This window comes from Heyndrickxia sp. FSL W8-0496 (assembly GCF_038007825.1).
Taxonomy (GTDB): Bacteria; Bacillota; Bacilli; order Bacillales; family Bacillaceae_C; genus Heyndrickxia; species Heyndrickxia oleronia.
This window is the reverse complement of the sequence record NZ_JBBOXX010000001.1, coordinates 3,281,975-3,303,075: the sequence shown is the minus strand read 5'-3', so window position 1 is coordinate 3,303,075 and position 21,101 is coordinate 3,281,975. Positions and strand designations below refer to the sequence as shown.

20 protein-coding genes are annotated in these 21,101 nt (G+C 34.4%); 18 read left to right on the top strand and 2 right to left on the bottom strand.

Translation table 11 applies throughout. The features are described from left to right. Positions 1 to 103: 103 nt before the first annotated feature. Positions 104 to 1,318 carry a nucleotidyltransferase gene (locus NST63_RS16620; protein ID WP_212942069.1) on the bottom strand — a complete coding sequence of 405 codons (1,215 nt, stop codon included), beginning with the start codon at positions 1,316 to 1,318 and terminating at the stop codon, positions 104 to 106. Between the two features lie 381 nt (positions 1,319 to 1,699). On the opposite strand from NST63_RS16620, the gene NST63_RS16615 reads away from it, so the two are divergent. From NST63_RS16615 to NST63_RS16595, 5 genes are all read left to right on the top strand, one after another. Continuing rightward, the gene (locus NST63_RS16615; RefSeq protein WP_341042995.1) at positions 1,700 to 2,245 is read left to right on the top strand and encodes a DUF1697 domain-containing protein; all 546 of its coding nucleotides are present in this window, start codon (positions 1,700 to 1,702) and stop codon (positions 2,243 to 2,245) included. Positions 2,246 to 2,731: 486 nt separating this feature from the next. Next, complete coding sequence (locus NST63_RS16610; RefSeq protein WP_306420336.1) at positions 2,732 to 3,283, top strand: YceD family protein; 552 nt, start codon at positions 2,732 to 2,734, stop codon at positions 3,281 to 3,283. Positions 3,284 to 3,348: 65 nt separating this feature from the next. Then, positions 3,349 to 3,522: a 50S ribosomal protein L32 gene (gene rpmF / locus NST63_RS16605; RefSeq protein WP_058002541.1), complete on the top strand. Its 174-nt coding sequence runs from the start codon at positions 3,349 to 3,351 to the stop codon at positions 3,520 to 3,522. 153 nt (positions 3,523 to 3,675) lie between these two features. Next, positions 3,676 to 4,443, top strand: a complete 768-nt coding sequence (locus NST63_RS16600) for an enoyl-CoA hydratase/isomerase family protein (RefSeq protein ID WP_212942065.1) — start codon at positions 3,676 to 3,678, stop codon at positions 4,441 to 4,443. A 156-nt stretch (positions 4,444 to 4,599) separates the two neighbouring features. Further along, the gene (locus NST63_RS16595) at positions 4,600 to 5,154 is read left to right on the top strand and encodes an RsfA family transcriptional regulator (protein WP_341042991.1); all 555 of its coding nucleotides are present in this window, start codon (positions 4,600 to 4,602) and stop codon (positions 5,152 to 5,154) included. Positions 5,155 to 5,167: 13 nt separating this feature from the next. Here the strand turns inward: NST63_RS16595 and NST63_RS16590 are convergent, their stop codons facing one another. Beyond that, positions 5,168 to 5,647 carry an N-acetyltransferase gene (locus tag NST63_RS16590; RefSeq protein ID WP_058002742.1) on the bottom strand — a complete coding sequence of 160 codons (480 nt, stop codon included), beginning with the start codon at positions 5,645 to 5,647 and terminating at the stop codon, positions 5,168 to 5,170. 405 nt (positions 5,648 to 6,052) lie between these two features. Here NST63_RS16590 and NST63_RS16585 point away from each other — a divergent pair, with 405 nt between their 5' ends. The 13 genes from NST63_RS16585 (at position 6,053) to NST63_RS16525 (ending at position 21,100) form a co-directional block, all read left to right on the top strand. Beyond that, positions 6,053 to 7,387 (top strand): acetyl-CoA carboxylase biotin carboxylase subunit, encoded by a 1,335-nt coding sequence (locus tag NST63_RS16585; RefSeq protein ID WP_341042989.1) that lies wholly within the window; start codon positions 6,053 to 6,055, stop codon positions 7,385 to 7,387. 26 nt (positions 7,388 to 7,413) lie between these two features. Then, the gene (locus NST63_RS16580; RefSeq protein ID WP_212942054.1) at positions 7,414 to 7,626 is read left to right on the top strand and encodes an acetyl-CoA carboxylase biotin carboxyl carrier protein subunit; all 213 of its coding nucleotides are present in this window, start codon (positions 7,414 to 7,416) and stop codon (positions 7,624 to 7,626) included. 22 nt (positions 7,627 to 7,648) lie between these two features. Further along, on the top strand, positions 7,649 to 9,187 hold the full coding sequence (locus NST63_RS16575; RefSeq protein ID WP_341042987.1) for an acyl-CoA carboxylase subunit beta: 1,539 nt from the start codon (positions 7,649 to 7,651) through the stop codon (positions 9,185 to 9,187). Between the two features lie 385 nt (positions 9,188 to 9,572). After that, positions 9,573 to 10,466 (top strand): 2-dehydropantoate 2-reductase, encoded by an 894-nt coding sequence (locus NST63_RS16570; RefSeq protein ID WP_071976624.1) that lies wholly within the window; start codon positions 9,573 to 9,575, stop codon positions 10,464 to 10,466. Then, positions 10,467 to 10,859, top strand: a complete 393-nt coding sequence (locus NST63_RS16565; protein WP_058002548.1) for a DUF3397 domain-containing protein — start codon at positions 10,467 to 10,469, stop codon at positions 10,857 to 10,859. A 137-nt stretch (positions 10,860 to 10,996) separates the two neighbouring features. Continuing rightward, positions 10,997 to 12,616: a bacillithiol biosynthesis cysteine-adding enzyme BshC gene (bshC, locus tag NST63_RS16560; protein ID WP_341042985.1), complete on the top strand. Its 1,620-nt coding sequence runs from the start codon at positions 10,997 to 10,999 to the stop codon at positions 12,614 to 12,616. A gap of 264 nt (positions 12,617 to 12,880) precedes the next feature. Continuing rightward, positions 12,881 to 13,312: a division/cell wall cluster transcriptional repressor MraZ gene (gene mraZ / locus NST63_RS16555; RefSeq protein ID WP_058002550.1), complete on the top strand. Its 432-nt coding sequence runs from the start codon at positions 12,881 to 12,883 to the stop codon at positions 13,310 to 13,312. A gap of 40 nt (positions 13,313 to 13,352) precedes the next feature. After that, positions 13,353 to 14,285 (top strand): 16S rRNA (cytosine(1402)-N(4))-methyltransferase RsmH, encoded by a 933-nt coding sequence (gene rsmH / locus NST63_RS16550; RefSeq protein WP_058002551.1) that lies wholly within the window; start codon positions 13,353 to 13,355, stop codon positions 14,283 to 14,285. 31 nt (positions 14,286 to 14,316) lie between these two features. Next, on the top strand, positions 14,317 to 14,679 hold the full coding sequence (gene ftsL / locus NST63_RS16545; RefSeq protein ID WP_058002552.1) for a cell division protein FtsL: 363 nt from the start codon (positions 14,317 to 14,319) through the stop codon (positions 14,677 to 14,679). Next, a complete protein-coding gene (locus NST63_RS16540; RefSeq protein ID WP_341042984.1) occupies positions 14,676 to 16,877 on the top strand; it encodes a penicillin-binding protein in 2,202 nt (733 codons plus the stop codon). The genes ftsL and NST63_RS16540 overlap by 4 nt, the downstream gene beginning before the upstream one ends. Positions 16,878 to 17,051: 174 nt before the next feature. Then, on the top strand, positions 17,052 to 18,971 hold the full coding sequence (locus NST63_RS16535) for a stage V sporulation protein D (RefSeq protein WP_071976626.1): 1,920 nt from the start codon (positions 17,052 to 17,054) through the stop codon (positions 18,969 to 18,971). A 219-nt stretch (positions 18,972 to 19,190) separates the two neighbouring features. Beyond that, a complete protein-coding gene (locus NST63_RS16530) occupies positions 19,191 to 20,648 on the top strand; it encodes a UDP-N-acetylmuramoyl-L-alanyl-D-glutamate--2,6-diaminopimelate ligase (protein ID WP_071976627.1) in 1,458 nt (485 codons plus the stop codon). A gap of 2 nt (positions 20,649 to 20,650) precedes the next feature. Further along, positions 20,651 to 21,100 (top strand): hypothetical protein, encoded by a 450-nt coding sequence (locus NST63_RS16525; protein ID WP_058002556.1) that lies wholly within the window; start codon positions 20,651 to 20,653, stop codon positions 21,098 to 21,100. Position 21,101 lies beyond the last annotated feature (1 nt).

Below are 21,101 nucleotides of genomic sequence, written 5' to 3'. Positions count from 1 at the left end.
GGAAAAGAGCCGTAAACTTCCTAAGAGAGGTTTAAAGACCCTTATTGGATTTTAAACGTCGGCATTGGGCTTATATAAGCAATAAACGTGACGATAATAGCCTTTATTTAAAATAATATGGTGGTTGGGCATACTCCATTTTAAATAAAGATGATCGGTATGGCTCCTGTAGTCCTTGAGCATAAATATTTGCTGCACGAACGTCTAGTTGAACAATTTTATTTGGGTATGAAGATAGTTTAGAGATAATCGGAAATGGAAGGTCCTTTTTTTTATGATTTAAATATTCCCTACCTTTGTGTGTCATTCCTAAAAGTCGTATGTATTGAATCTCATCGTGTAGCTTCTTCATTTCATTTTTCTTTGTATTTGTTAATATATGAACACATATTCTTTGGAGACGTGTCCATGTATATCTTTTTGTTTTTATTTTATTCATAAACTCATGAAAACTTTGTGATTCTTTAGCCATTTTTTGTAGACGATGCTCCAGTCCTTCTTCAATATCATATATTTTTTCTAAATCCTCACTGCTTATATTTAGTAGACGATATTGGAGAAAAGGCCAATATTGTTCCCAATGATGAAACGAGCCATATTCAGATAAATATTCTTCCATAGCTTTAAGTGTTGAGTCAGGAATATACTGTTCAATTTTCTGTAGGGATTGATTTCCTTCAAAAGTAGCTTTCCGAATAGATGTTGCACTTGCGATGGTGGATGATGAAAACTCTTTATCATGGTAATTGGCATTTTTTCGTTTAATAGTATAGGCTTTCATGGGTGTTATTAATTCATGATTTGCTTCGATATAATGGAAACCTAGAATGTTATTTGGCTTGGTAAGATCGACAAACTCACCTTGATGATTAATCATTGTAAAACTATTTGTGAGAGCTGATGGAAAGCTAATTCCAGTTTTCATTAATTTTTTTACATTTTCTTCATAGGTCACTTGATTAACTTTTATAAAATTTAATGCTTGATAAAATTCATCAATATCTCCTGATTCACTTCCAAAACAAAAATTGTCACAATCTAATGCCTTGAGGATATTGATTGAACCAAAAGCAAATTTTTTTGCATGCTGGACTGCAAAGACATAAGGTAATTCAACTACTAAATCAACTCCAGCAGATAATGCCATTTTAGCTCTTGCCCATTTTGATACAATAGCAGGCTCTCCACGCTGGAGAAAATTACCGCTCATTACTGCAATAATGACATCTGCATTAGTTAATTGACGTGCCTGTTCAACATGATGAAGATGTCCATTGTGGAACGGATTATATTCTACAATAAGACCAGTGCTTTTCATTTTTTCCTCCAGAAATAAAAAGTGTTTTGACTAAATATATCATGTAAGCGTTTAGGTTTAAAGAAATAGCCAGCCTAAATACAGCAATTTTGAGTGAAACGGTTTTTTAATTAGGTTTAATCATTCCTGTCTTATTAGTGTATGTAATTGCCTATAAAATTCGATTCAATTACACTAGTATATGAATGTTGTAAAATTTAAACATATCAGAAATATCGCTTTGCTGGTTAGAAAGTGCTTTAGATTACTAACAATTAAACGAATTGTCTCTTTAAATGAAATAATGTTTAAAAAACCTATTTAAAAAGATCTTTTTTAACTATATTTGCAGGTTAAGTTTAACAGGATGGATTAAAAGTGAATGTCGAAAGGAAGATACTTATGGTATATATCGCTCTTCTGCGGGGAATTAATGTAGGTGGTAAAAATAAAATTGACATGAAAGTACTTAAACAAACATTTGAAAAGGCCGGGATGAATGATGTAGTGACATATATCAATACTGGTAATATTATTTTTTCATGCAAAGGTAAATCCCAAACTGAACTATCCCGTATTTTGGAAGATGTGATACATGATGATTTCGGATTACAAATTAAAGTAGTAGTTCGTAGTCTCGATAATGTAAGAGCAATTATTAACGCAATTCCTGACACATGGAAAAATGACAAAGACATGAAAAGTGATGTCATGTTTTTATGGGATGAAATTGATGATGAATCAGTACTTAAGAAACTGGTCATCAAACCAAATGTTGATACGGTAAAATATGTTCCCGGTGCGATTCTTTGGTCTGTTGACAAGAAAGATGTAACCAAAAGTGGAATGTTAAAGATAATTGGATCCAAGTTATACAAACAAGTTACTATAAGAAATGTCAACACAGCTCGTAAGATATATGAACTCATGCAAGCACAAAACAGTTAGACTGTGGGTGAAGATTGTACAATAGAATTTAATTGCTTTATGCAAGGAGACCGGTTCATTCGGAGTGAGGGTAAAATAAAACTGAGATTAGAATAAGTTGTTGTAGAGAGAAACAAGATAAATTACATGGCATAAGCCCATTGATAAACAGGATTATAGTACATCAAGCACTATTATTATTTCCGCTGTCTACTTGATAGGAAGGAGTTCACCATTCCTTATGGATTCTGTTATTACTTATGTGTTAGACAACGCCTATAACTGTTTCATCAGTGGTGCCTGATGATATTTTATTTGCTTTTCAATGCAATGCGATTAACTCAATGATGTTTTTGATAGGATTTGCATACTAGATAGTTGAATTTTAGCGAAAAGAATATACAATACTATGAATAGGGCAAGTTTTAAATGATGCACAAAATAGCGTAAAGATAAAATATTGACAAAAGGTATAATGAAAGCTATAATTACCTTTGTTGTCTTGGGGTGAATTCATTGAAGTGGTCAACAATTCAATTACAAAAGTATCGTGGTAAGAGCATGGATATTAATGAAACAATCGATTTAGCTGATGCCCTAAAAAATAGGGATCCTCAAATTCGAGATGTATCGCCTATTCATGTTATCGGGAATGCAAATATTACTTCGGAGAAAGTAACATTTCATTTACATATAACAGGGAAATTAATATTGCCTTGCTCGAGAACCCTTGTGGATGTGGATTATCCAATTGACGTTCATTCTACTGAAATATTTCATTACCAGTCCTCTACTTCTTATGATGAAGAGGATGATGTGGAGATACACCATACTCAGGGTGATGTAGTAGATTTAGATCCTGTCATTATAGAATTAATCCTACTTGAAATTCCGATTCAGGTATTTAGTGAACAAGCTAAAGATGACCAGCATCTTCCTTCTGGTACTGAGTGGGAAGTTGTAACGGAAGATCAAGTTAAACAAGACGAGGAAAACAAAGAAAAGAAGATTGATCCACGCCTTGCTGGATTAGCAAAATTCTTTGATGAACAATCATAATAATTTGAAGAACCAGCATAATTGGATCTTATAACAACAGTGATCTCTATAAGGAGGTGGGAAGAATGGCAGTACCTTTTAGAAGAACATCTAAAACAGCGAAAAGAAAACGCCGTACACATTTCAAACTACAAGTTCCTGGCATGGTTGAATGCCCTAATTGTGGCGAAATGAAACTTGCACACCGTGTATGTAAAGCGTGTGGAACATATAAAGGCAAAGATGTAGTAAATAACTAAGGGTAACCTTTATACCTTTAGACTAATGAAATAAATGAAGGGATAGTCCTGAGTTTTCTATTTCATTGGCAGAAAAACGTGAAGAGACCATGGCTCTTCACGTTTTTTTATTGTGTATTAAATATGTAATTAATAGATAAGGGGGTAGGGGAAATGGATGATTTCATTATTACTTCACATCCATCAGGAATTTTAGAATGGAGGATCAATCGACCAGAAAAGAGAAATGCGGTAAATTTCAATGTAATAAAAGGGCTAGAAGAAGCATTAGATTGGGCAGAGAAAGATCAACAGGTAAAAACTCTTGTCATTACGGGTACAGGTAAACAAGCGTTTTGCTCTGGGGGGGATTTAGATGAATTTCACCAATTAAAAACATCGGATGAAGCGTATTCCATGTTATCGAAAATGGGAAATCTTCTATACCGATTAGCTACTTTTAATAAACCAACATTAGCTTTGATTAATGGCTCTGCAGTTGGTGGAGGCTGTGAAATAGCTACAGCATGTGACTTTCGTATTGCTAAGAAAGAATGCAATATGGGATTCATTCAAGGGAGATTGGGAATTACTACGGGTTGGGGTGGTGCCTCGATACTGTATGAGAAATTACCACCACATGAAGCAATGAAAATTTTATTGGAAGCGAATACTTATTCAACAGACCAGCTTAAAGAACTAGGATTTGTTCAAGAGGTTTTTGAAAAAATTGATATTCATACAGCAGAAGTTTATTTATCTCATATAGTAAAGAATCATTTACATGTATTAATGTGTTATAAAGAGGTACTCGTGTCCAAATGGCAACATTCAGCACTACAATCTAGAATGGAAAAGGAAATTAGAAATTGTTCGATATTATGGGAAAAAGAGGAACACCATCAAGCCGTCGAAAAATTCCGTACTAGAAAAAAGGAGTAGTTAATAGCTGCTAAATATTACCTAGTTAAGTAAGTTTAAGGATCGATCATGCTAAAATAAAATAAAAGTCCACTCTATAATTCTCATGCAATCTTAGTCTATCTTTTCTACTAAGCGCATATGTATGAATAATAAAATGCTTTAGGAGGGATAGAAATGTCATCAACTCGACAAGATGCATGGACACATGATGAAGACCTATTACTTGCAGAGGTAGTTTTAAGACATATTCGTGATGGCGGAACACAACTTCAAGCCTTCGAAGAAGTTGGAAAACAAATGAATAGAACGGCTGCTGCATGTGGCTTTCGTTGGAACTCATATGTACGAAAACAATATAAATCTGGAATTGAACTAGCAAAAAAACAAAGAAAAGAGCAGAAGGGTAAAAATAAACTATCTGAACCACCATTGAATGAAACTGTACATGTGGAACAGAAAAAAGAAGAGAATGGAAAAATAAATCAACATATTCAGGAAGTTATTTCATTTTTGCAGCAACTTCAAAATGAAGTAGGGATTAATGATAATACTGAAAAAGAAAATCTAATCCTACAAGATCAAATAAAACGATTACAAAACTCCTATCAAGAGCTTCAACAAAGATATGAAAAACAAAAAAATGATTATGAAGCGCTTCAAAAAGAATACTCTTCTATGATAGCCATTTTAGATAGGGCACGGAAATTATCATTGCAACATAGCGAATAAAAAAACAAACAGCTTAGCTGTTTGTTTTTTTCTCTTTGACACCGGAAGGGTACCAAACTAATGGGTTTTGTCCTAGGTCCCTATCCATATCATATGTGACTGTTTGGAAGCCCATTTTTTCCCAAAACTCTTTCGATTTCATTCTTGAATTTGTCTTAATTGGAACATTGAATTCTTTGGCGAATTCAACAAGTGCTTTTCCATATCCCTTAAATTGATAGTTTGGAAGTACTTCTAATTTCCATAATTCCAAATAATTCTGTGGAGGATCAAAATAAAGATCATATTTGGCACTTCTTTCATAAAGGCTCATACGTGCTACTAATTTGTCTCCGTAATATATTCCATAAAAAGGAGAATCACAATTATCTTCAATAATATTTTCCTGTAAATCCTCAAGCATGGACAACTCTTGAACACCGTATTCCTTAAACATTTTAAATTCTTCGAGTGTCTTGTAATTTACTTTTAATCTCTCAACTTTCATAGCCATGATAATTCCTCCTTTTGCATAAATATCAAATGATTTTAAAAACATTGCAAAATGATCAAATAAAATAATTAAGAATTGATTCTTATAAAACAAACTAATTAATATAATTATATAACAAAATTGCAAATAATTCTGCACCTTTGTTTAGCTTAAAAAATTTGCAGCTAAAATCAATATACTTTTTAAATTGTATAGAAAACGTTTTCATTTTTTGCAGGAAATATAAAAATTTTGTAGAAATATAACTGATGGGGAGAGAAATTTTTCTTTTTTTATATTTGATGGTTAGAGGAAGGAGTTTTTCTTTCCTTTGACCTGATGTTATTGAACCAAAATAAATAAATGCAATTTTTACTATCAATAGTAATAAATCTTTGCATAAACTTTTTGGGAAGGGGGATGAACATGAAGAAAATTTTAATTGCCAATCGTGGCGAAATTGCATTACGTATTATTAAGACATGTAAACAAATGGGCATCGAAACTGTTGCCGTCTTCTCAGATGCAGATTCTTCTATGCCGTTTGTTAAAGCAGCTGATTATTCCTACCGAATTGGTGAAGCACCGGTAAATAAATCATATTTAAATATGGATGAAATAATAGAAATAGCATTACAGGAAAAAGTAGATGGAATCCATCCAGGCTACGGTTTACTATCTGAAAATAGTCAATTCTCCTCTAAGGTTCAAAAAAGTGGGATTAAATTTATTGGACCTTCTTCTGAAACAATTGAAAAAATGGGGGATAAAATCAATGCGCGAAAATTAATGAAAGAAGCTGGTGTTCCTATAGTACCAGGTAGTGTAGATGGGGTGAAAACACTACAGGAAGCGCAGAAGTTAGCAAAACATATTGGCTATCCCATTATGTTAAAAGCAAGTGGCGGTGGCGGTGGGATTGGTATGGTTCGCTGCGAAGATGAGCAAGCGCTCAATCAACACTACGAATCTACCAAAAATCGATCAAAAGCATATTTTGGATCAGAAGATGTATTTATTGAAAAATGCATTGATTGTGCCAGACATATTGAAGTACAAATAGTTGGAGATCAATATGGTGACATCATTCATTTATATGAAAGAAATTGTTCTGTACAACGCAGGAATCAAAAGGTAATTGAAGAGGCCCCATCACCGAATTTATCGAAAAACACACAAAAGGAAATGTATGCAGCTGCTTTACAAGCTGCTAGGGCCGTAAAATATGAAAATGCAGGAACAGTAGAATTTATCGTTGATAACGATGAAAACTTTTACTTTTTAGAAATGAACACTCGATTACAGGTGGAGCATCCAGTAACGGAAATGTTAACAAATATTGACCTCGTAAAATGGCAAATACTCATTGCTCAAGGAGAGAAGCTTCCATTAACTCAAGAAGAAATTGACATGAGAGGACATGCAATTGAATTGCGTATCTATGCAGAAGATCCTAAAACTTTTTACCCTTCACCCGGGCTCATTACACAATTGTCATGGGGAGAAGTGGAAGGGGTAAGAATTGATGCGGGATATAGTGAAGGTTTACAGGTTACACCATTTTATGATCCAATGATAGCCAAATGTATAATATTTGCTGCTGATCGTGATTCTTGTATTCTTAAAGCTAAAGAATTTTTATTGAAAACATCCATAGAAGGAATCAAGACGAACATTCCATATTTAATTCAAGTATTAGACGAATATAATTTTCAATGTGGTCAATATACTACGGAATTAGTTCATGAAATGAGAGCCTAAAATTAGGAATTAGGGAGGAAATGAGGATGAAGGAAATAACTGCTTCAATGGCGGGAACTGTTCTAAATATAATGGTTAATAGTGGGGATAAAGTAGAAAACGGTCAAGTAGTGATTATGCTTGAATCAATGAAAATGGAAATTCCAATCGAATCTATAGATGCGGGAATAGTATCCGAAATTAAAGTTAACATCGGGGATTTTGTTAACGAAGGTGATGTATTAGTCACTATTCAATAAATCAGGATAAGGGGGAGAAGAGATGTCTGTTTCTAATACTGAGGAAACAATTTCACTGAAAAAAGACCGAATTAAAAGTGGCGGTCCCGAGAAATATCATGAAAAATTAGCCATTCAAAATAAATTATTCGTAAGAGAACGACTTGAACTTCTTTTTGATAATGGGGAATATGAAGAGGATGGAATTTTTGCCAATTATAGCGCGGAAAATCTACCTGCAGACGGAGTTGTAACCGCAATTGGTAAGATAGGTGGCCAAACAGTTTGTGTAATGGCAAATGATTCAACGGTCAAAGCAGGGTCTTGGGGAGCACGTACAGTAGAAAAAATCATTCGCATACAAGAAACTGCTGAAAAAATACAAGTCCCACTACTATACTTAGTAGATTCAGCGGGTGCGCGGATCACTGATCAATTAGAAATGTTTCCAAATCGACGTGGTGCAGGTAGAATCTTCTATAATCAAGTTAAACTTTCAGGAGTTATTCCACAAGTATGCTTATTATTTGGACCTTCAGCAGCAGGTGGTGCCTATATTCCTGCTTTTTGTGACATTGTGATTATGGTAGATAAAAATGCATCGATGTACCTTGGATCTCCGAGGATGGCAGAGAAGGTAATTGGAGAAAAAGTATCCTTAGAGGAAATGGGCGGTGCTCGTATGCACTGTTCAGTAAGTGGTTGTGGAGACATGCTAGTTACTAATGAACAGGAAGGAATAGAGGCAGCGAAAAAATATTTAACTTATTTTCCTGCAAACTTTAAAGAGAAATCAAAAGTAGTTGAGGGAATAGAACCAAAGTTTGGGCGAACAGTTGAAGAGATTGTGCCTAAGCATCAAAATGCACCTTTTGATATGTATGAATGTATCGAAGCATTGATTGATGAGAATAGTTTTTTTGAAATAAAGAAACTATTTGCACCGGAGATTATTACAGGTCTTGCTCGAATGGACGGAAAAGTAGTCGGGATCATTGCCAATCAACCAAAAATAAAAGGTGGAGTTTTATTTGTTGATTCCGCCGATAAGGCGGCAAAGTTTATCCAGTTATGTGATGCATTCCATATACCATTGCTATTTTTGGCAGATGTTCCAGGTTTTATGATTGGAACTAAGGTTGAAAGAGCGGGTATTATTAGACATGGAGCTAAATTGATTGCCGCTATGAGTTCTGCGACTGTCCCTAAAATTTCTGTTATAGTGCGAAAGGCATACGGTGCAGGTTTATATGCGATGGCAGGCCCTGCATTTGAGCCGGATTGCTGTATAGCTCTACCGACCGCACAAATAGCTGTAATGGGACCAGAAGCTGCTGTTAATGCGGTTTATTCTAATAAAATTCAAGCAATTGAAGATCCAAAAGAGAGACTATCCTATGTACAAGAAATGCAAAAAGAATATCAACAAACTATAGATATCTATAAATTAGCATCTGAGCTTATTGTTGATGATGTCGTACAACCGAATGAATTGAGGAATGTTCTTATCCAGCGCTTTAACTATTATGAGTCAAAAGAATTAACATTTAGTACAAGAAAACATCCTGTATATCCAGTATAAAAATGAGTTGTTTTTTATAAGGGGCAGCCTGCGCACAAAATAATTATCTAGAATATCATTCTATTTAGCAGATAATTATTTGTGAGGCCTGCCTCTTTTTTTTTAGACTCTTTTTTCAAACATTGTTGCTATTTAAGGAAAGTTTCAGCTAATTTCTATCAGTTGAAAGCAGCTACGTCTTTCATTTCCTTGAGAAAAGAGGTGGAAACTCCATAAGAATGCTGAATCCTTTTTTTGGTGTAAATGACGGCAGTTGGGCTGTTATAAAAGTAACAAATGATAGGAAAACAACCTTTTTTTATATAGACAATCCTTTATTTTTTCCCACTTTTACAACAATTTGATACAATAGTCTTACATATTACATTGATAAACGAGGGATTCTATGAAAATCGGAATAGTAGGTGCAGGCTCAATTGGATTATTATTTGCTGCCTACCTTAGTCAACGCTTTAAAGTCACTATTTTTCCTCGTAGAGAAGAACAGGCAAAATTGATTAATAATAAAGGAATTACTGTCCAATTGAGGCAAAATAACATTAACCAGAACGTTTCTGCAACAGTTAAACGCGAGGAAATGAACAGCCAAGATTTAATGATTATTGCAGTGAAACAATATCAATTAGAAGATCTTCTCCCAACAATTCAACAGATTGAAACAAAGATTCCCCTTTTATTTTTGCAAAATGGAATGATGCATTTGACATTGATTAATAAATTGAAACATCAATCCATTTTTGTTGGGTCAATTGAACATGGAGCGCTAAAATTAAATGAAACGATGGTTATCCATAATGGTGTAGGAATAACCAATATTGCTTCTTATAAAGGTCCGATAAATTCGGTTCAATTTCTTGTTAAAGAAGAGATTCTAAATTTCCCTTTTCGACTGTATGAAAGCCATGAAGATGTTCTTTTGAAAAAGCTTTTAGTCAACGCAATGATCAATCCTTTGACGGCGATCCTACAGGTGAAAAATGGAGAATTAATCAAAAATGAAAACTATCATAAGCTTTTTCGAGAACTATATCAAGAAATCATCCTTTTATTTCCTCATATGAATCAGGATCAGTTATTAATGGACATTATTTCTGTTTGTAAAAATACAGCAGATAATGAGTCTTCCATGCTTAAGGACATTAAAGCTCATAGGACAACCGAAATAGATGCCATTATTGGATACATATTAAATCTTGCGCAAGAAAAAGGAATACCACTGCCGATAACAAATACCTTATATTATATGGTAAAGGGATTAGAGAAAGGAAGGGATCATTGAATGGGTGCTTTTTTGTCTTCATTTATTTCAATTTTTATTATGCTCCCTTTTCTTGGCTATTTCCTTTCATTTATCCTAGTAAAACAATTAACAAGAAATCATCGTAGGGCAGTGTCTATAGCAATTGATATTACTACTCTAATTTTAATCATCTCCGTACACTTTTTAATTAAAGGGATATGGGGCCAATCTTTACTGTGGTTAATTATGTTAATTATCTTGATGATTGGATTAGTATTTGTCGTATTTTACCGATCTGTTCGAGATGAAATAGAGTATTCGCGAGTTTTTAAAGGGTTTTGGAGATTGAATTTTTTATTTTTTACCACAATATATATAATTTTGTTTGTTTATGGAATGACCTCAAGAATATTAGATTCTGTTATGAGCTAAAAAAATTTGAAGGCAAGTTTTTTTATTTTCTAATCTGGTGATGTTATACTCTTTAAGAATGTATGCGTTTATCGTTAATGGTGGGGCCGACATAAGCTCCATACTAGTATTGCGTAAAGAAAGGGAGAATTGACTCTATGGAACTGGAAAATATTTCGATTCCAGCAACAAATCGTTTTGCTTCACTTTATCTAGAACAAGAGGAACCAGTGAATCATTTTTTTCATTATGATATAAAGGAAAAGACTGTCTTTAAAAAAAGGATGGAAGATTTACATAATCGAAATTTTGCAAGGCAAGAACTTGTTAAATGTATTGAACAATATATGGATCGTTTTCCTAAATCTAATGAAATCCAGCAATCCTTGAATAAGTTGCAACAGGATGATTCTTTGGTTGTAATCGGTGGGCAGCAGGCTGGATTATTAACAGGTCCTTTATATACCATTCATAAGATCATTTCTATTATTATTCTAGCTCGAGAACAAGAAGAGAAATTAAAGTGTCCTGTTATTCCTGTTTTCTGGATAGCTGGTGAAGATCACGATTATTTGGAAGTGAATCATGTATATGCTGAAAGTGAAAGATCCATTAAAAAAATCAGTTATGCAGAAGGACCAATTGACAAGAGAATGGTATCAGATCTTGAATTTGACAAAGAGCATATGCAGAAATGGGTAAACAAGGTTTTTGAGCATTTTGGTGAAACGCTAGAAACAAGGAAAATAATGAAATCAATTGACGAAGCCATTAATCATTCTAGAACAATTGTTGATTTTTTTACCTATCTAGTCGTTGATATGTTTAAAAAATATGGCTTATTAGTAATTGATTCAGCAGATAAACAACTTCGTGAATTAGAAAAGCCATTCTTTCGAAACATGATTGAAAACTACGAGAAGATTACTGAACAAGTTCTTAAACAACAAAATATAATTAATGGGTTTGATTTTCCTAATACAATTGACATTAGTGAAAATGCATTAAATCTATTTTATTATGATGGTCATGAAAGACAACTATTAGAATTTAACAAGGCTAAAAATGGATTTGTGGGAAAAAGTGGTGATTGCTTCTTTACAAAGGATGATTTACTCACTTTATTAGAAGAAAAACCTGAAGCATTTAGTAATAATGTGGTGACGAGACCCATAATGCAAGAAAGCCTTTTTCCCACTTTAGCATTTATTGCTGGACCAGGTGAAATTGCCTACTGGGGAGAATTAAAACTTGCATTTGAAAGTCTAAACATACTTATGCCCCCAATTATTCCAAGACTTAATATTACTTTTTTGGAGCGTTCAATAGAATCCGATATCAAACATTTGAATTTATCTGCTGAAAAGATTATACGTAATGGATTAGAAATAGAACGTCAGCAATATTGGAATTCAATTAAAGACCGAACGACTGAAACAATTATCGATGAGACAAGTGTTTTTCTAGAAAAACAATACCAATATTTAAAGGATTCTGCAGATAAAAGTTTATTGCCTATTGTTGAAAAGAATTTGCAATTTCATTTAAAGCAGCTTGAATTTTTGCAAAGAAAAGCAAACCTACTGACCATGCAAAAAAATGATAACTCACTTGAAAGATTAAATCGTATGGAAAGATTATTAAGGCCGAATGGGGCCCCACAAGAGCGACTGTGGAATATTTATTACTTTATGAATAAATATGGTGAAGAATTTCTAAGTCAAATAATGAAATTAAATTATGTATTTGATGGAACACATAAATTGATACGAATATAAACTAGCTTTTATAGCTAGTTTATTTTTTTTTCTTTTTTCGCCATTGTTGTTAAATTATATGGGTAAAAAGACCTGTTTATTCTGACGAAAAATTCATTAATATTACTGTTTTTTTGCAATTACTGCATAGATGTGTCTAAAAATGAAGTTAAAAAATTCTAAAAAAAAGAAGGGATTATTTGCTAGTGTAGGAAATAGTTAAAAAGAGGTGGTGAAAGGTGGGGGAATGTGGTACATTATTTATAGAAAGTGGGGGCTTGTACTATGTTCATGGGGGAATACCAACATAACATTGATGCAAAGGGACGTTTAATTATCCCTGCAAAGTTTCGTGAACTTCTTGGTGAGACATTTGTTATCACTAGGGGCTTAGATAAATGTTTATTTGGATACCCAATGGACGAGTGGAAGCAAGTAGAAGAAAAGTTAAAAGCCCTCCCCTTAACAAAAAAAGATGCAAGAGCATTTACCCGTTTTTTCTTTTCAGGTGCCTCCGAAAGTGAAATTGACAAACAAGGAAGAATTAATATTCCTTCCCCACTCGTTAGTTATGCACAGTTACAAAAAGAATGCATTGTTTTGGGAGTTTCTAATCGAATTGAGATTTGGAGTAAAGATTTATGGGGAGACTACTTTGAAGAGTCGGAAGAATCATTTACGGAAATAGCGGAAAATATGATTGGCTTTGATATTTAACTTTACTCTATTTACTATTCGTTAGAAAGGTGATTGCAACATGTTTGAACATACAACCGTTTTATTAAGAGAAACAGTCGATGGACTGAATATTAAACCTGATGGTATTTATGTTGACTGTACACTTGGTGGTGCTGGACATAGTGAATACTTGGTTTCACAATTATCATCCGAAGGAAGATTATATGCTTTTGATCAAGATGAAACAGCCATTGCACATGCAAAAGAAAAACTTAAAAAATACGAAAATCAAGTTGTTTTTATAAAAAGTAATTTTCGCTATATAAAGGACGAATTAAATCGACTTGGTGTAGAAAAAGTAGATGGAATTCTTTATGATCTAGGTGTTTCATCTCCACAACTAGATACTCCTGAGAGAGGATTTAGTTATCATCATGATGCACCGTTAGATATGCGCATGGATCTCGAAGGAGATATTTCTGCATATGAAGTTATTAATTCATGGCCATATGAGGATTTAGTTCGAATTTTTTATAAATATGGTGAAGAAAAATTTTCAAAACAAATTGCTAGAAAAATCGAAGCAGCTAGAGAAAAGGAACCAATTAAAACAACTAGTCAATTAGTTGATTTAATTAAAGAGGGAATTCCAGCCCCTGCAAGAAGAAAGGGTGGCCATCCGGCGAAACGTGTGTTTCAAGCAATTCGGATTGCTGTTAATGATGAATTAGGAGTATTCGAGGAATCACTTAAAGATGCGATTGAGTTATTGCATCCACAAGGTCGAATTAGTGTTATCACATTCCATTCATTAGAGGATCGTATTTGCAAAACCATTTTCAAAGAAGCGAGTACAGGTCCACAATTACCACCTGGATTGCCTATCGTTCCTGATGAGTTTAAACCGAAGTTGAAAATCATTACTAGAAAACCAATTATACCTTCAGAAGAGGAATTAGTCGAAAATAATCGTGCAAGATCAGCAAAACTCAGAATTGCAGAGAAAAATTAACTAAAAATAGTGTTTGAATGGAGGGAGTTCTTTGAGTAACTTAGCAAGAAAACAACAACAAACATATGTACAACCGAAACCAAAAACTGAAACGCAGATAAAACCTGTACATAAGAGAAGGAAAATTACACCTGGAGAAAAACTGATTGCAGGATTATTTATTGCTTTTGTATGTTTTATGTCCATCAAAATTATTTCGACTCAAGCATCGATTTATTTTATTAATAAGGACATTCATGGACTAGAAACCTCCATTCAAAGTAAAAAAAAGGTAAATGATGATTTGAAAATGCAGGTCAGTGATATGAGTACATATGAACGAATCTGGAAGAAAGCGAAAGAATTAGGATTAAAATTAAATGAAAATAATGTTAAGGTTGTTGAAGAGAAATGAAGAGAAGCAAAGTTAGCATGAACATAGGAGCGGCCGTTTTATTTCTGATATTCGGTCTGCTTTTTTTTATCTTAATCATCCGTTTTCTAACTATTCAGGTCACTGGAGAGGTTAATGGCACTAAATTAACTACAGAAGCAGCTAAACAACATTTACGGAAAGATATTATTGAAGCAAAAAGAGGAAATATTTTTGATAGCCATGGAGAGGTTATTGCAGAGGATACTACATCATATCGATTGGTTGCGATTCTTGATAAGAAAATGACGATTGATCCGAAGAAACCAAATCATATAACCGATCCTCAAAAAACGGCTACTGAATTATCAAAGTATATTGATATGTCAGAAGCCGAAATATATAAAATATTGACTAAAAAAGGTGCAAAACAAGTTGAATTTGGTAAGGCGGGCAGTGATGTACCGCTGAAAACAAAAAATGAAATAGATAAGCTTAAATTGCCCGGTATCCAGTTCATCCGTGAATCTAAACGTTTTTATCCGAATGGTGTATTCGCTTCTCATTTAATTGGCTATGCACAGAAGGATGGGGAGTCGGTCAATACAACTGGAAAAATGGGGATAGAAAAGGTTTATGATCAGGATCTACAAGGGGTAAATGGAAAAATTCAATTTGAAAGTGATTATTGGCGTTATTTACTGCCTGGTTCTAAAAAGAAGGTGACCAAGCCGAAAGATGGTAAGGATATTTATTTAACTCTTGATAAAAAAATCCAGATTTTTTTAGAGGATGCGATGAATAAGGCGGTTGAAAAATACAATCCAGAAAATATTGTTGCTATTGTAGCAGATCCCAAAACTGGGAAAATACTTGGAATGTCACAAAGACCAACCTTTAATTCGATGACAAGAGATGGAATTGAAAAGCAGTGGCAAAATTTAGCTGTTGAATCATCAATTGAACCAGGATCAACAATGAAAATTTTCACATTAGCAACCGCAGTACAAGAGGGTGTATTTAACCCAAATGCATGGTATCAATCAGGACAATATTTTGTTAAAAATGTTCCAAATCCAATTAAAGATCATAACTGGGGAAGAGGCTGGGGACCAATTACTTATTTAGAAGGTGTTCAGCGTTCATCCAATGTAGCATTCGCTAATTTACTTGATTTAATTGGTCAAGATACCTTTAGGAAGTATTTAGATCGTTTTCATTTTGGTCAAAAAACGAATATTGGTTTGCCAAATGAGTCAAGCGGAAATATATTATATAATTGGCCAATTGAGAAGTACACGACTACCTTTGGTCAAGGAACTACAGTAACACCTATTCAAATGATACAAGCGGCAACGGCTGTTGCCAATGATGGAAAAATGATGAAGCCTTATGTGATAGACAAAATTGTGGATCCAAATAATGATAAAGTAGAAGAAACAAAACCAGAAGTGGTGGGTACTCCAATTAGCTCAGATACAGCTAAAGAGGTTCGGGATATACTGCGTACTGTCGTTACAAGTGAAAAAGGTACTGGAAGAATTTATAATATTGAAGGTTACTCTGTTACAGGGAAAACGGGTACTGCCCAAATACCAAATTCTAGTGGGGGAGGATATATGACAGGGAAGGATAATTATATTTTTTCTTTCCTTGGAATGGCCCCACAGAATGATCCTGAATTGATTGTGTATGTTGCTGTGAAGAAGCCGCACTTATCAGAAACAGAAACAGGGTCGGAACCAGTAGCAATGATCTTTAATCCTGTCATGAAGAATAGTTTGCAATATTTGAATATCAAACCGGAAAAAATGGCAAAGGTCAAGCAAACAAAAATTCCAGATCTAGCAGGGCAAACAGTAGAGGAAGCGAAAGGATCTTTAGGGAATTTAGGATATGAAGTTGTGACACTTGGAACAGGAACCAAAGTGGTTGATCAATTACCTCGACCGCAAACAGCTGTACTAAAAGGGGAAAAAATTATTCTAAAAACTGATGGAGATCCAACGGTACCAAACATGATCAATTGGTCGAAAAGTGATGTAATGAAAGTAGCTGAATTACTAGAGTTAAAGCTTAATATGGTAGGTTCCGGCTATGTCACTAAGCAAAATATTCAACCTACTTCACCGGTTAAAAAAGGTGATCATTTAGTTGTTAATTTCCAATCTACTGAACAAACAATCAAGCAAAAAAGTAAAGTAGAAAAAAAGAAAGACGAAGACACTCCTCTCGATTAAAAGATTCATAAGGATTTGCTGTTTAATGGGCTGATCCCACTTGTATGGTGGGCTCAGCCCTCTTTTGTTTTTATTATGCCTCTGTTCTATTGGAAACTGTACAAGCATAAGCTTCTAATAATGAGGTTAGTCCCTAAAATATCCAGAATGGGTTTGTAGAGGAGGAACATTTAGGTGAAGCGTGTTTCTAATGTAACAGTAAGAAAACGATTAGTCATCACACTCTTAGTTGGCATAATAATTTTCGGGGTCATTGATATACGATTAGGATATGTGCAATTAGCTCTTGGAAACTGGTTAACAAGTGGTGCAAAGGAATTATGGAGTCGTGAAATCCCTTTTGAGCCTGAAAGAGGAAAAATTGTCGACCGTAATGGGGTAGCGATTGCTACCAATAAAAGTGCACCAACTGTTTTCGTCGTTCCAAGACAGGTTGAAAACCCAGCTGAAACGGCAGAGAAACTAGCAGCTGTATTAGACGCATCAAAAGAAAGTATTTATAAACAAGTTTCAACTATTGTAAATATACAACGTATTAAAGAAGGTAGAAAAATTTCAAATGAAAAAGCAAAAGCTGTACGAGACTTAAAGTTAAAGGGAGTATATATTGGTGAAGATTCGAAGAGGTATTATCCTTTCGATAGTTATTTATCACATGTTCTAGGATTTACGGGAATAGATAATCAAGGACTAATGGGTCTTGAGCTATATTATGATGAGGAATTAAAAGGGGACAAGGGTTCGGTTCAATTTTATTCTGATGCAAAAGGAAGAAGAATGCCAGATATGTCCGATGATTTTAAACAACCTCATGATGGACTAGATTTAAAATTAACGATTGATACAAAGGTACAAACAATTATCGAAAGAGAACTTGATATTGCTGAAACGAAATATAATCCAGATGGCTTAATCGCGATTGCTATGGATCCTAAAACAGGAGAAATATTAGGAATGTCAAGTCGTCCAACCTTTGATCCTGCGAAATTCCAAGATGTATCGCAAGAAGTGTATAACCGTAATCTACCTATATGGAGCACCTATGAACCAGGCTCAACTTTTAAAGTAATTACATTAGCAGCTGCACTGGAAGAAGGGAAAGTAGATCTTGATAAGGATACGTATGTAGATACAGGTAAGATAAAAGTAGCGAATGCGGTGTTAAAATGTTGGAAACGATCGGGACATGGGAAGGAAACTTTTTTAGAAGTAGTAGAAAATTCATGCAACCCTGGATTTGTAGAACTAGGACAACGCCTTGGAAAGGAAGATTTATTTAAATACGTTCGAAATTTTGGCTTTGGCGAAAAAACTGGAATCGACTTGGCAGGTGAATCAAAAGGAATCTTATTTAATATGGATAGAGTTGGACCGGTGGAACAAGCAACAACTGCCTTTGGTCAAGGGGTGTCGGTTACTCCAATCCAACAAGTTGCAGCTGTCGCAGCAGCAGTAAATGGCGGAACTTTATATGAGCCTTTTGTTGCAAAGGAGTTAGTAGACCCCAAAACAGGAAAAGCTGTTATGGAAAAAGAACCAGTTGCGAAACGGAGAGTTATTTCCGAGGAAACATCTAAAGAGGTTAGAAGAGCGTTAGAAAGTGTAGTAGCAAATGGTACCGGAAAAAAGGCATTTGTCGAAGGATACCGAGTTGGCGGAAAAACAGGTACAGCCCAGAAGCCGAAACCGGGTGGAGGATACATGGAAAATAACTATGTACTCTCATTTATTGGGTTTGCACCAGCAGACGATCCACAAATTGTCGTTTATTTTGCCGTAGATAATCCAAAAAATACAGTCCTTTTTGGAGGACAAGTAGCAGCACCAATCGCGGGTACTATTATAGGTGATAGTCTTCGTGCGATGGGAGTTAAACCGAGAAAAAATCAAATGGAAAAAGAAATTACCCCTTACTTAGATACACCTACGATTGAAGTTCCAGATTTAAAAGGATTGACGAAGAATAAATTAATGGAACAACTCGTAAATTTGAAATTAGAAGTAAGTGGTAAAGGAGAAACGGTTATTAAGCAGGATCCTTTGCCTGGTGTTAAAGTGGAGGAAGGTTCTACCATCCGAGTTTATATGAATTAGAAGTTATTGTAAGCTTTATTGCAATGAAGAAGCGGCAAATGGTTGCCGCTTCTTTTATGAAAATGTTTTTACTTAGAAAATCCCTCCAATATCAATCAATATATTATAATCTAATAGCATCCACCGCATTTTTTTAGTAAAATGGGTAGGTACTATTTTTCATTAAAGATATGATAAAGTTAGTATTTCTGTAATTGAAACAGAGGAAGGACTGTAGAAATGAACTTACATACACTATTAAATGTTTTACCCCTCGTAAAACTTCCAAACGAAAATCCAACGATTACCGATATTGTTCAAGATAATCGCAAAGTAACGAAAGGTGCATTGTTTATATGTATTAAAGGCTTAACGGTAGATGGTCATAAATTTGCTCAAGACGCTGAATTACAAGGTGCTGCAGCTATTATTGCTGAACAACCTGTAAATGTTTCGATACCTGTCATTGTAGTAAAAGATACAAAAAGAGCCATGGCGATCTTGGCTGATGCATTTTACAATCAACCAACGAGAAAGCTCCAATTAATTGGGATTACAGGAACAAACGGAAAAACAACAACGAGTCATTTAATTGATCAAATTTTTCGTGATAGCCAGGTAAATACAGGATTAATTGGGACGATGTACATAAAAATTGGTGATGAAGTACATGAAGCTAAAAGAACAACCCCCGATAGCACAATCCTCCAAAAAACATTTAAGAAAATGGTTGATGCGGATGTGAAAACTGCTATAATGGAGGTTTCTTCACATGCACTGGATCAAGGAAGAGTATTTGGTTGTGATTATGATATTGCAGTTTTTACAAATTTAACTCAGGACCATCTGGATTATCACCATACAATGGAGGAATACAGAAGGGCGAAAAGTTTACTATTTTCTCAGCTTGGAAATACCTATGACCATAAAAAGCCAAAATACGCCGTACTTAATATTGATGATAAAGCATCAGAAAAATTTCAAAAAGAAACTGCTGCACATATTATCACTTATGGAATTGATAATGAAGCCGACTTTTTTGCTACAAATATTCATATGAGTGCATCTGGTACTACATTTACTTTACATTCACCTGAAGGAAAGCATAAGGTGAATTTACAGCTGATTGGAAAATTTAGTGTATATAATGTGTTGGCTGCAATTGCGACAGGCTATATTTCCAATATCTCATTAGATCAGATCATCCATACGATTGAGAATGTTAAAGGCGTAGCTGGAAGATTTGAATTAGTCAATGGGGGTCAAGAATTCCCAATCATTGTTGACTACTCCCATACTCCTGATAGTTTAGAAAATGTATTAAAGACGATTCAGCATTTTGCAGAAAAACGGGTATTTGTTGTCGTTGGCTGTGGAGGAGATAGAGATAAAACAAAACGCCCAATAATGGCTCAAATTGCTTGTCAGTACGGAACAGATCCGATTTTCACATCTGATAACCCTAGAAGTGAAGATCCTTTAGATATTCTTCGTGATATGGAATCTGGAGTTCAAGGGCAAAGATATATAACAATTCCTGATCGAAAAGAAGCGATTTACTACGGAGTTAAGAACGCAAAAAAAGGTGATGTGGTTCTTATTGCAGGAAAGGGACATGAAACATATCAAGAAATTGGTGGTCAAATATTGGATTTTGATGATCGTGTAGTAGCTTTAGAAGCAGTAAAGGAGAGATAAGAATGTTATCGTTTAATGACGTATATCATCTATCTACACATACGCGTGGAATCCAACAACCAGATATGAAGTTTGATACTGTGTCAATATTTTCTGATGAGTTACAGGCGAAAGGTTTATTCATCCCAATTCATGATAAAAATTTAGATAAAGCAATAGAAAATGGGGCAATTGCAGCAGTTTGGCTTAATAATGAGTCATTGCCTAATTATACGCCTAACCATTTTCCAGTTATTTTTGTGGATGATCTCGTCAGTGCCTTTCATCAACTATGTGAAGAATATACTAGAAAATTAAAACAAGAAGAGTGTGAAACAATGACTAAATTTATCTTTTATTCTCCTGAACTTCTTAATGCTCAAGCATTTACATATGATATTGCAGTAGAAGAAGAAAAGGATGAATTTGCAAGCTTATTGGAAAACTATATAGAAAGTAAAAGGAGGGGATAAA

What these genes read in the sequence shown, in the direction of transcription:
- NST63_RS16540 (WP_341042984.1), top strand. Translation starts at nt 14,676, where the DNA reads ATGAAGAGAAGCAAAGTTAGCATGAACATAGGAGCGGCCGTTTTATTT.
- NST63_RS16615 (WP_341042995.1), top strand. Translation starts at nt 1,700, where the DNA reads ATGGTATATATCGCTCTTCTGCGGGGAATTAATGTAGGTGGTAAAAAT.
- NST63_RS16585 (WP_341042989.1), top strand. Translation starts at nt 6,053, where the DNA reads ATGAAGAAAATTTTAATTGCCAATCGTGGCGAAATTGCATTACGTATT.
- rsmH (WP_058002551.1), top strand. Translation starts at nt 13,353, where the DNA reads ATGTTTGAACATACAACCGTTTTATTAAGAGAAACAGTCGATGGACTG.
- NST63_RS16580 (WP_212942054.1), top strand. Translation starts at nt 7,414, where the DNA reads ATGAAGGAAATAACTGCTTCAATGGCGGGAACTGTTCTAAATATAATG.
- NST63_RS16600 (WP_212942065.1), top strand. Translation starts at nt 3,676, where the DNA reads ATGGATGATTTCATTATTACTTCACATCCATCAGGAATTTTAGAATGG.
- NST63_RS16530 (WP_071976627.1), top strand. Translation starts at nt 19,191, where the DNA reads ATGAACTTACATACACTATTAAATGTTTTACCCCTCGTAAAACTTCCA.
- bshC (WP_341042985.1), top strand. Translation starts at nt 10,997, where the DNA reads ATGGAACTGGAAAATATTTCGATTCCAGCAACAAATCGTTTTGCTTCA.
- NST63_RS16570 (WP_071976624.1), top strand. Translation starts at nt 9,573, where the DNA reads ATGAAAATCGGAATAGTAGGTGCAGGCTCAATTGGATTATTATTTGCT.
- NST63_RS16565 (WP_058002548.1), top strand. Translation starts at nt 10,467, where the DNA reads ATGGGTGCTTTTTTGTCTTCATTTATTTCAATTTTTATTATGCTCCCT.
- rpmF (WP_058002541.1), top strand. Translation starts at nt 3,349, where the DNA reads ATGGCAGTACCTTTTAGAAGAACATCTAAAACAGCGAAAAGAAAACGC.
- NST63_RS16575 (WP_341042987.1), top strand. Translation starts at nt 7,649, where the DNA reads ATGTCTGTTTCTAATACTGAGGAAACAATTTCACTGAAAAAAGACCGA.
- NST63_RS16590 (WP_058002742.1), bottom strand. Translation starts at nt 5,647, where the DNA reads ATGGCTATGAAAGTTGAGAGATTAAAAGTAAATTACAAGACACTCGAA.
- mraZ (WP_058002550.1), top strand. Translation starts at nt 12,881, where the DNA reads ATGTTCATGGGGGAATACCAACATAACATTGATGCAAAGGGACGTTTA.
- NST63_RS16620 (WP_212942069.1), bottom strand. Translation starts at nt 1,318, where the DNA reads ATGAAAAGCACTGGTCTTATTGTAGAATATAATCCGTTCCACAATGGA.
- NST63_RS16525 (WP_058002556.1), top strand. Translation starts at nt 20,651, where the DNA reads ATGTTATCGTTTAATGACGTATATCATCTATCTACACATACGCGTGGA.
- NST63_RS16595 (WP_341042991.1), top strand. Translation starts at nt 4,600, where the DNA reads ATGTCATCAACTCGACAAGATGCATGGACACATGATGAAGACCTATTA.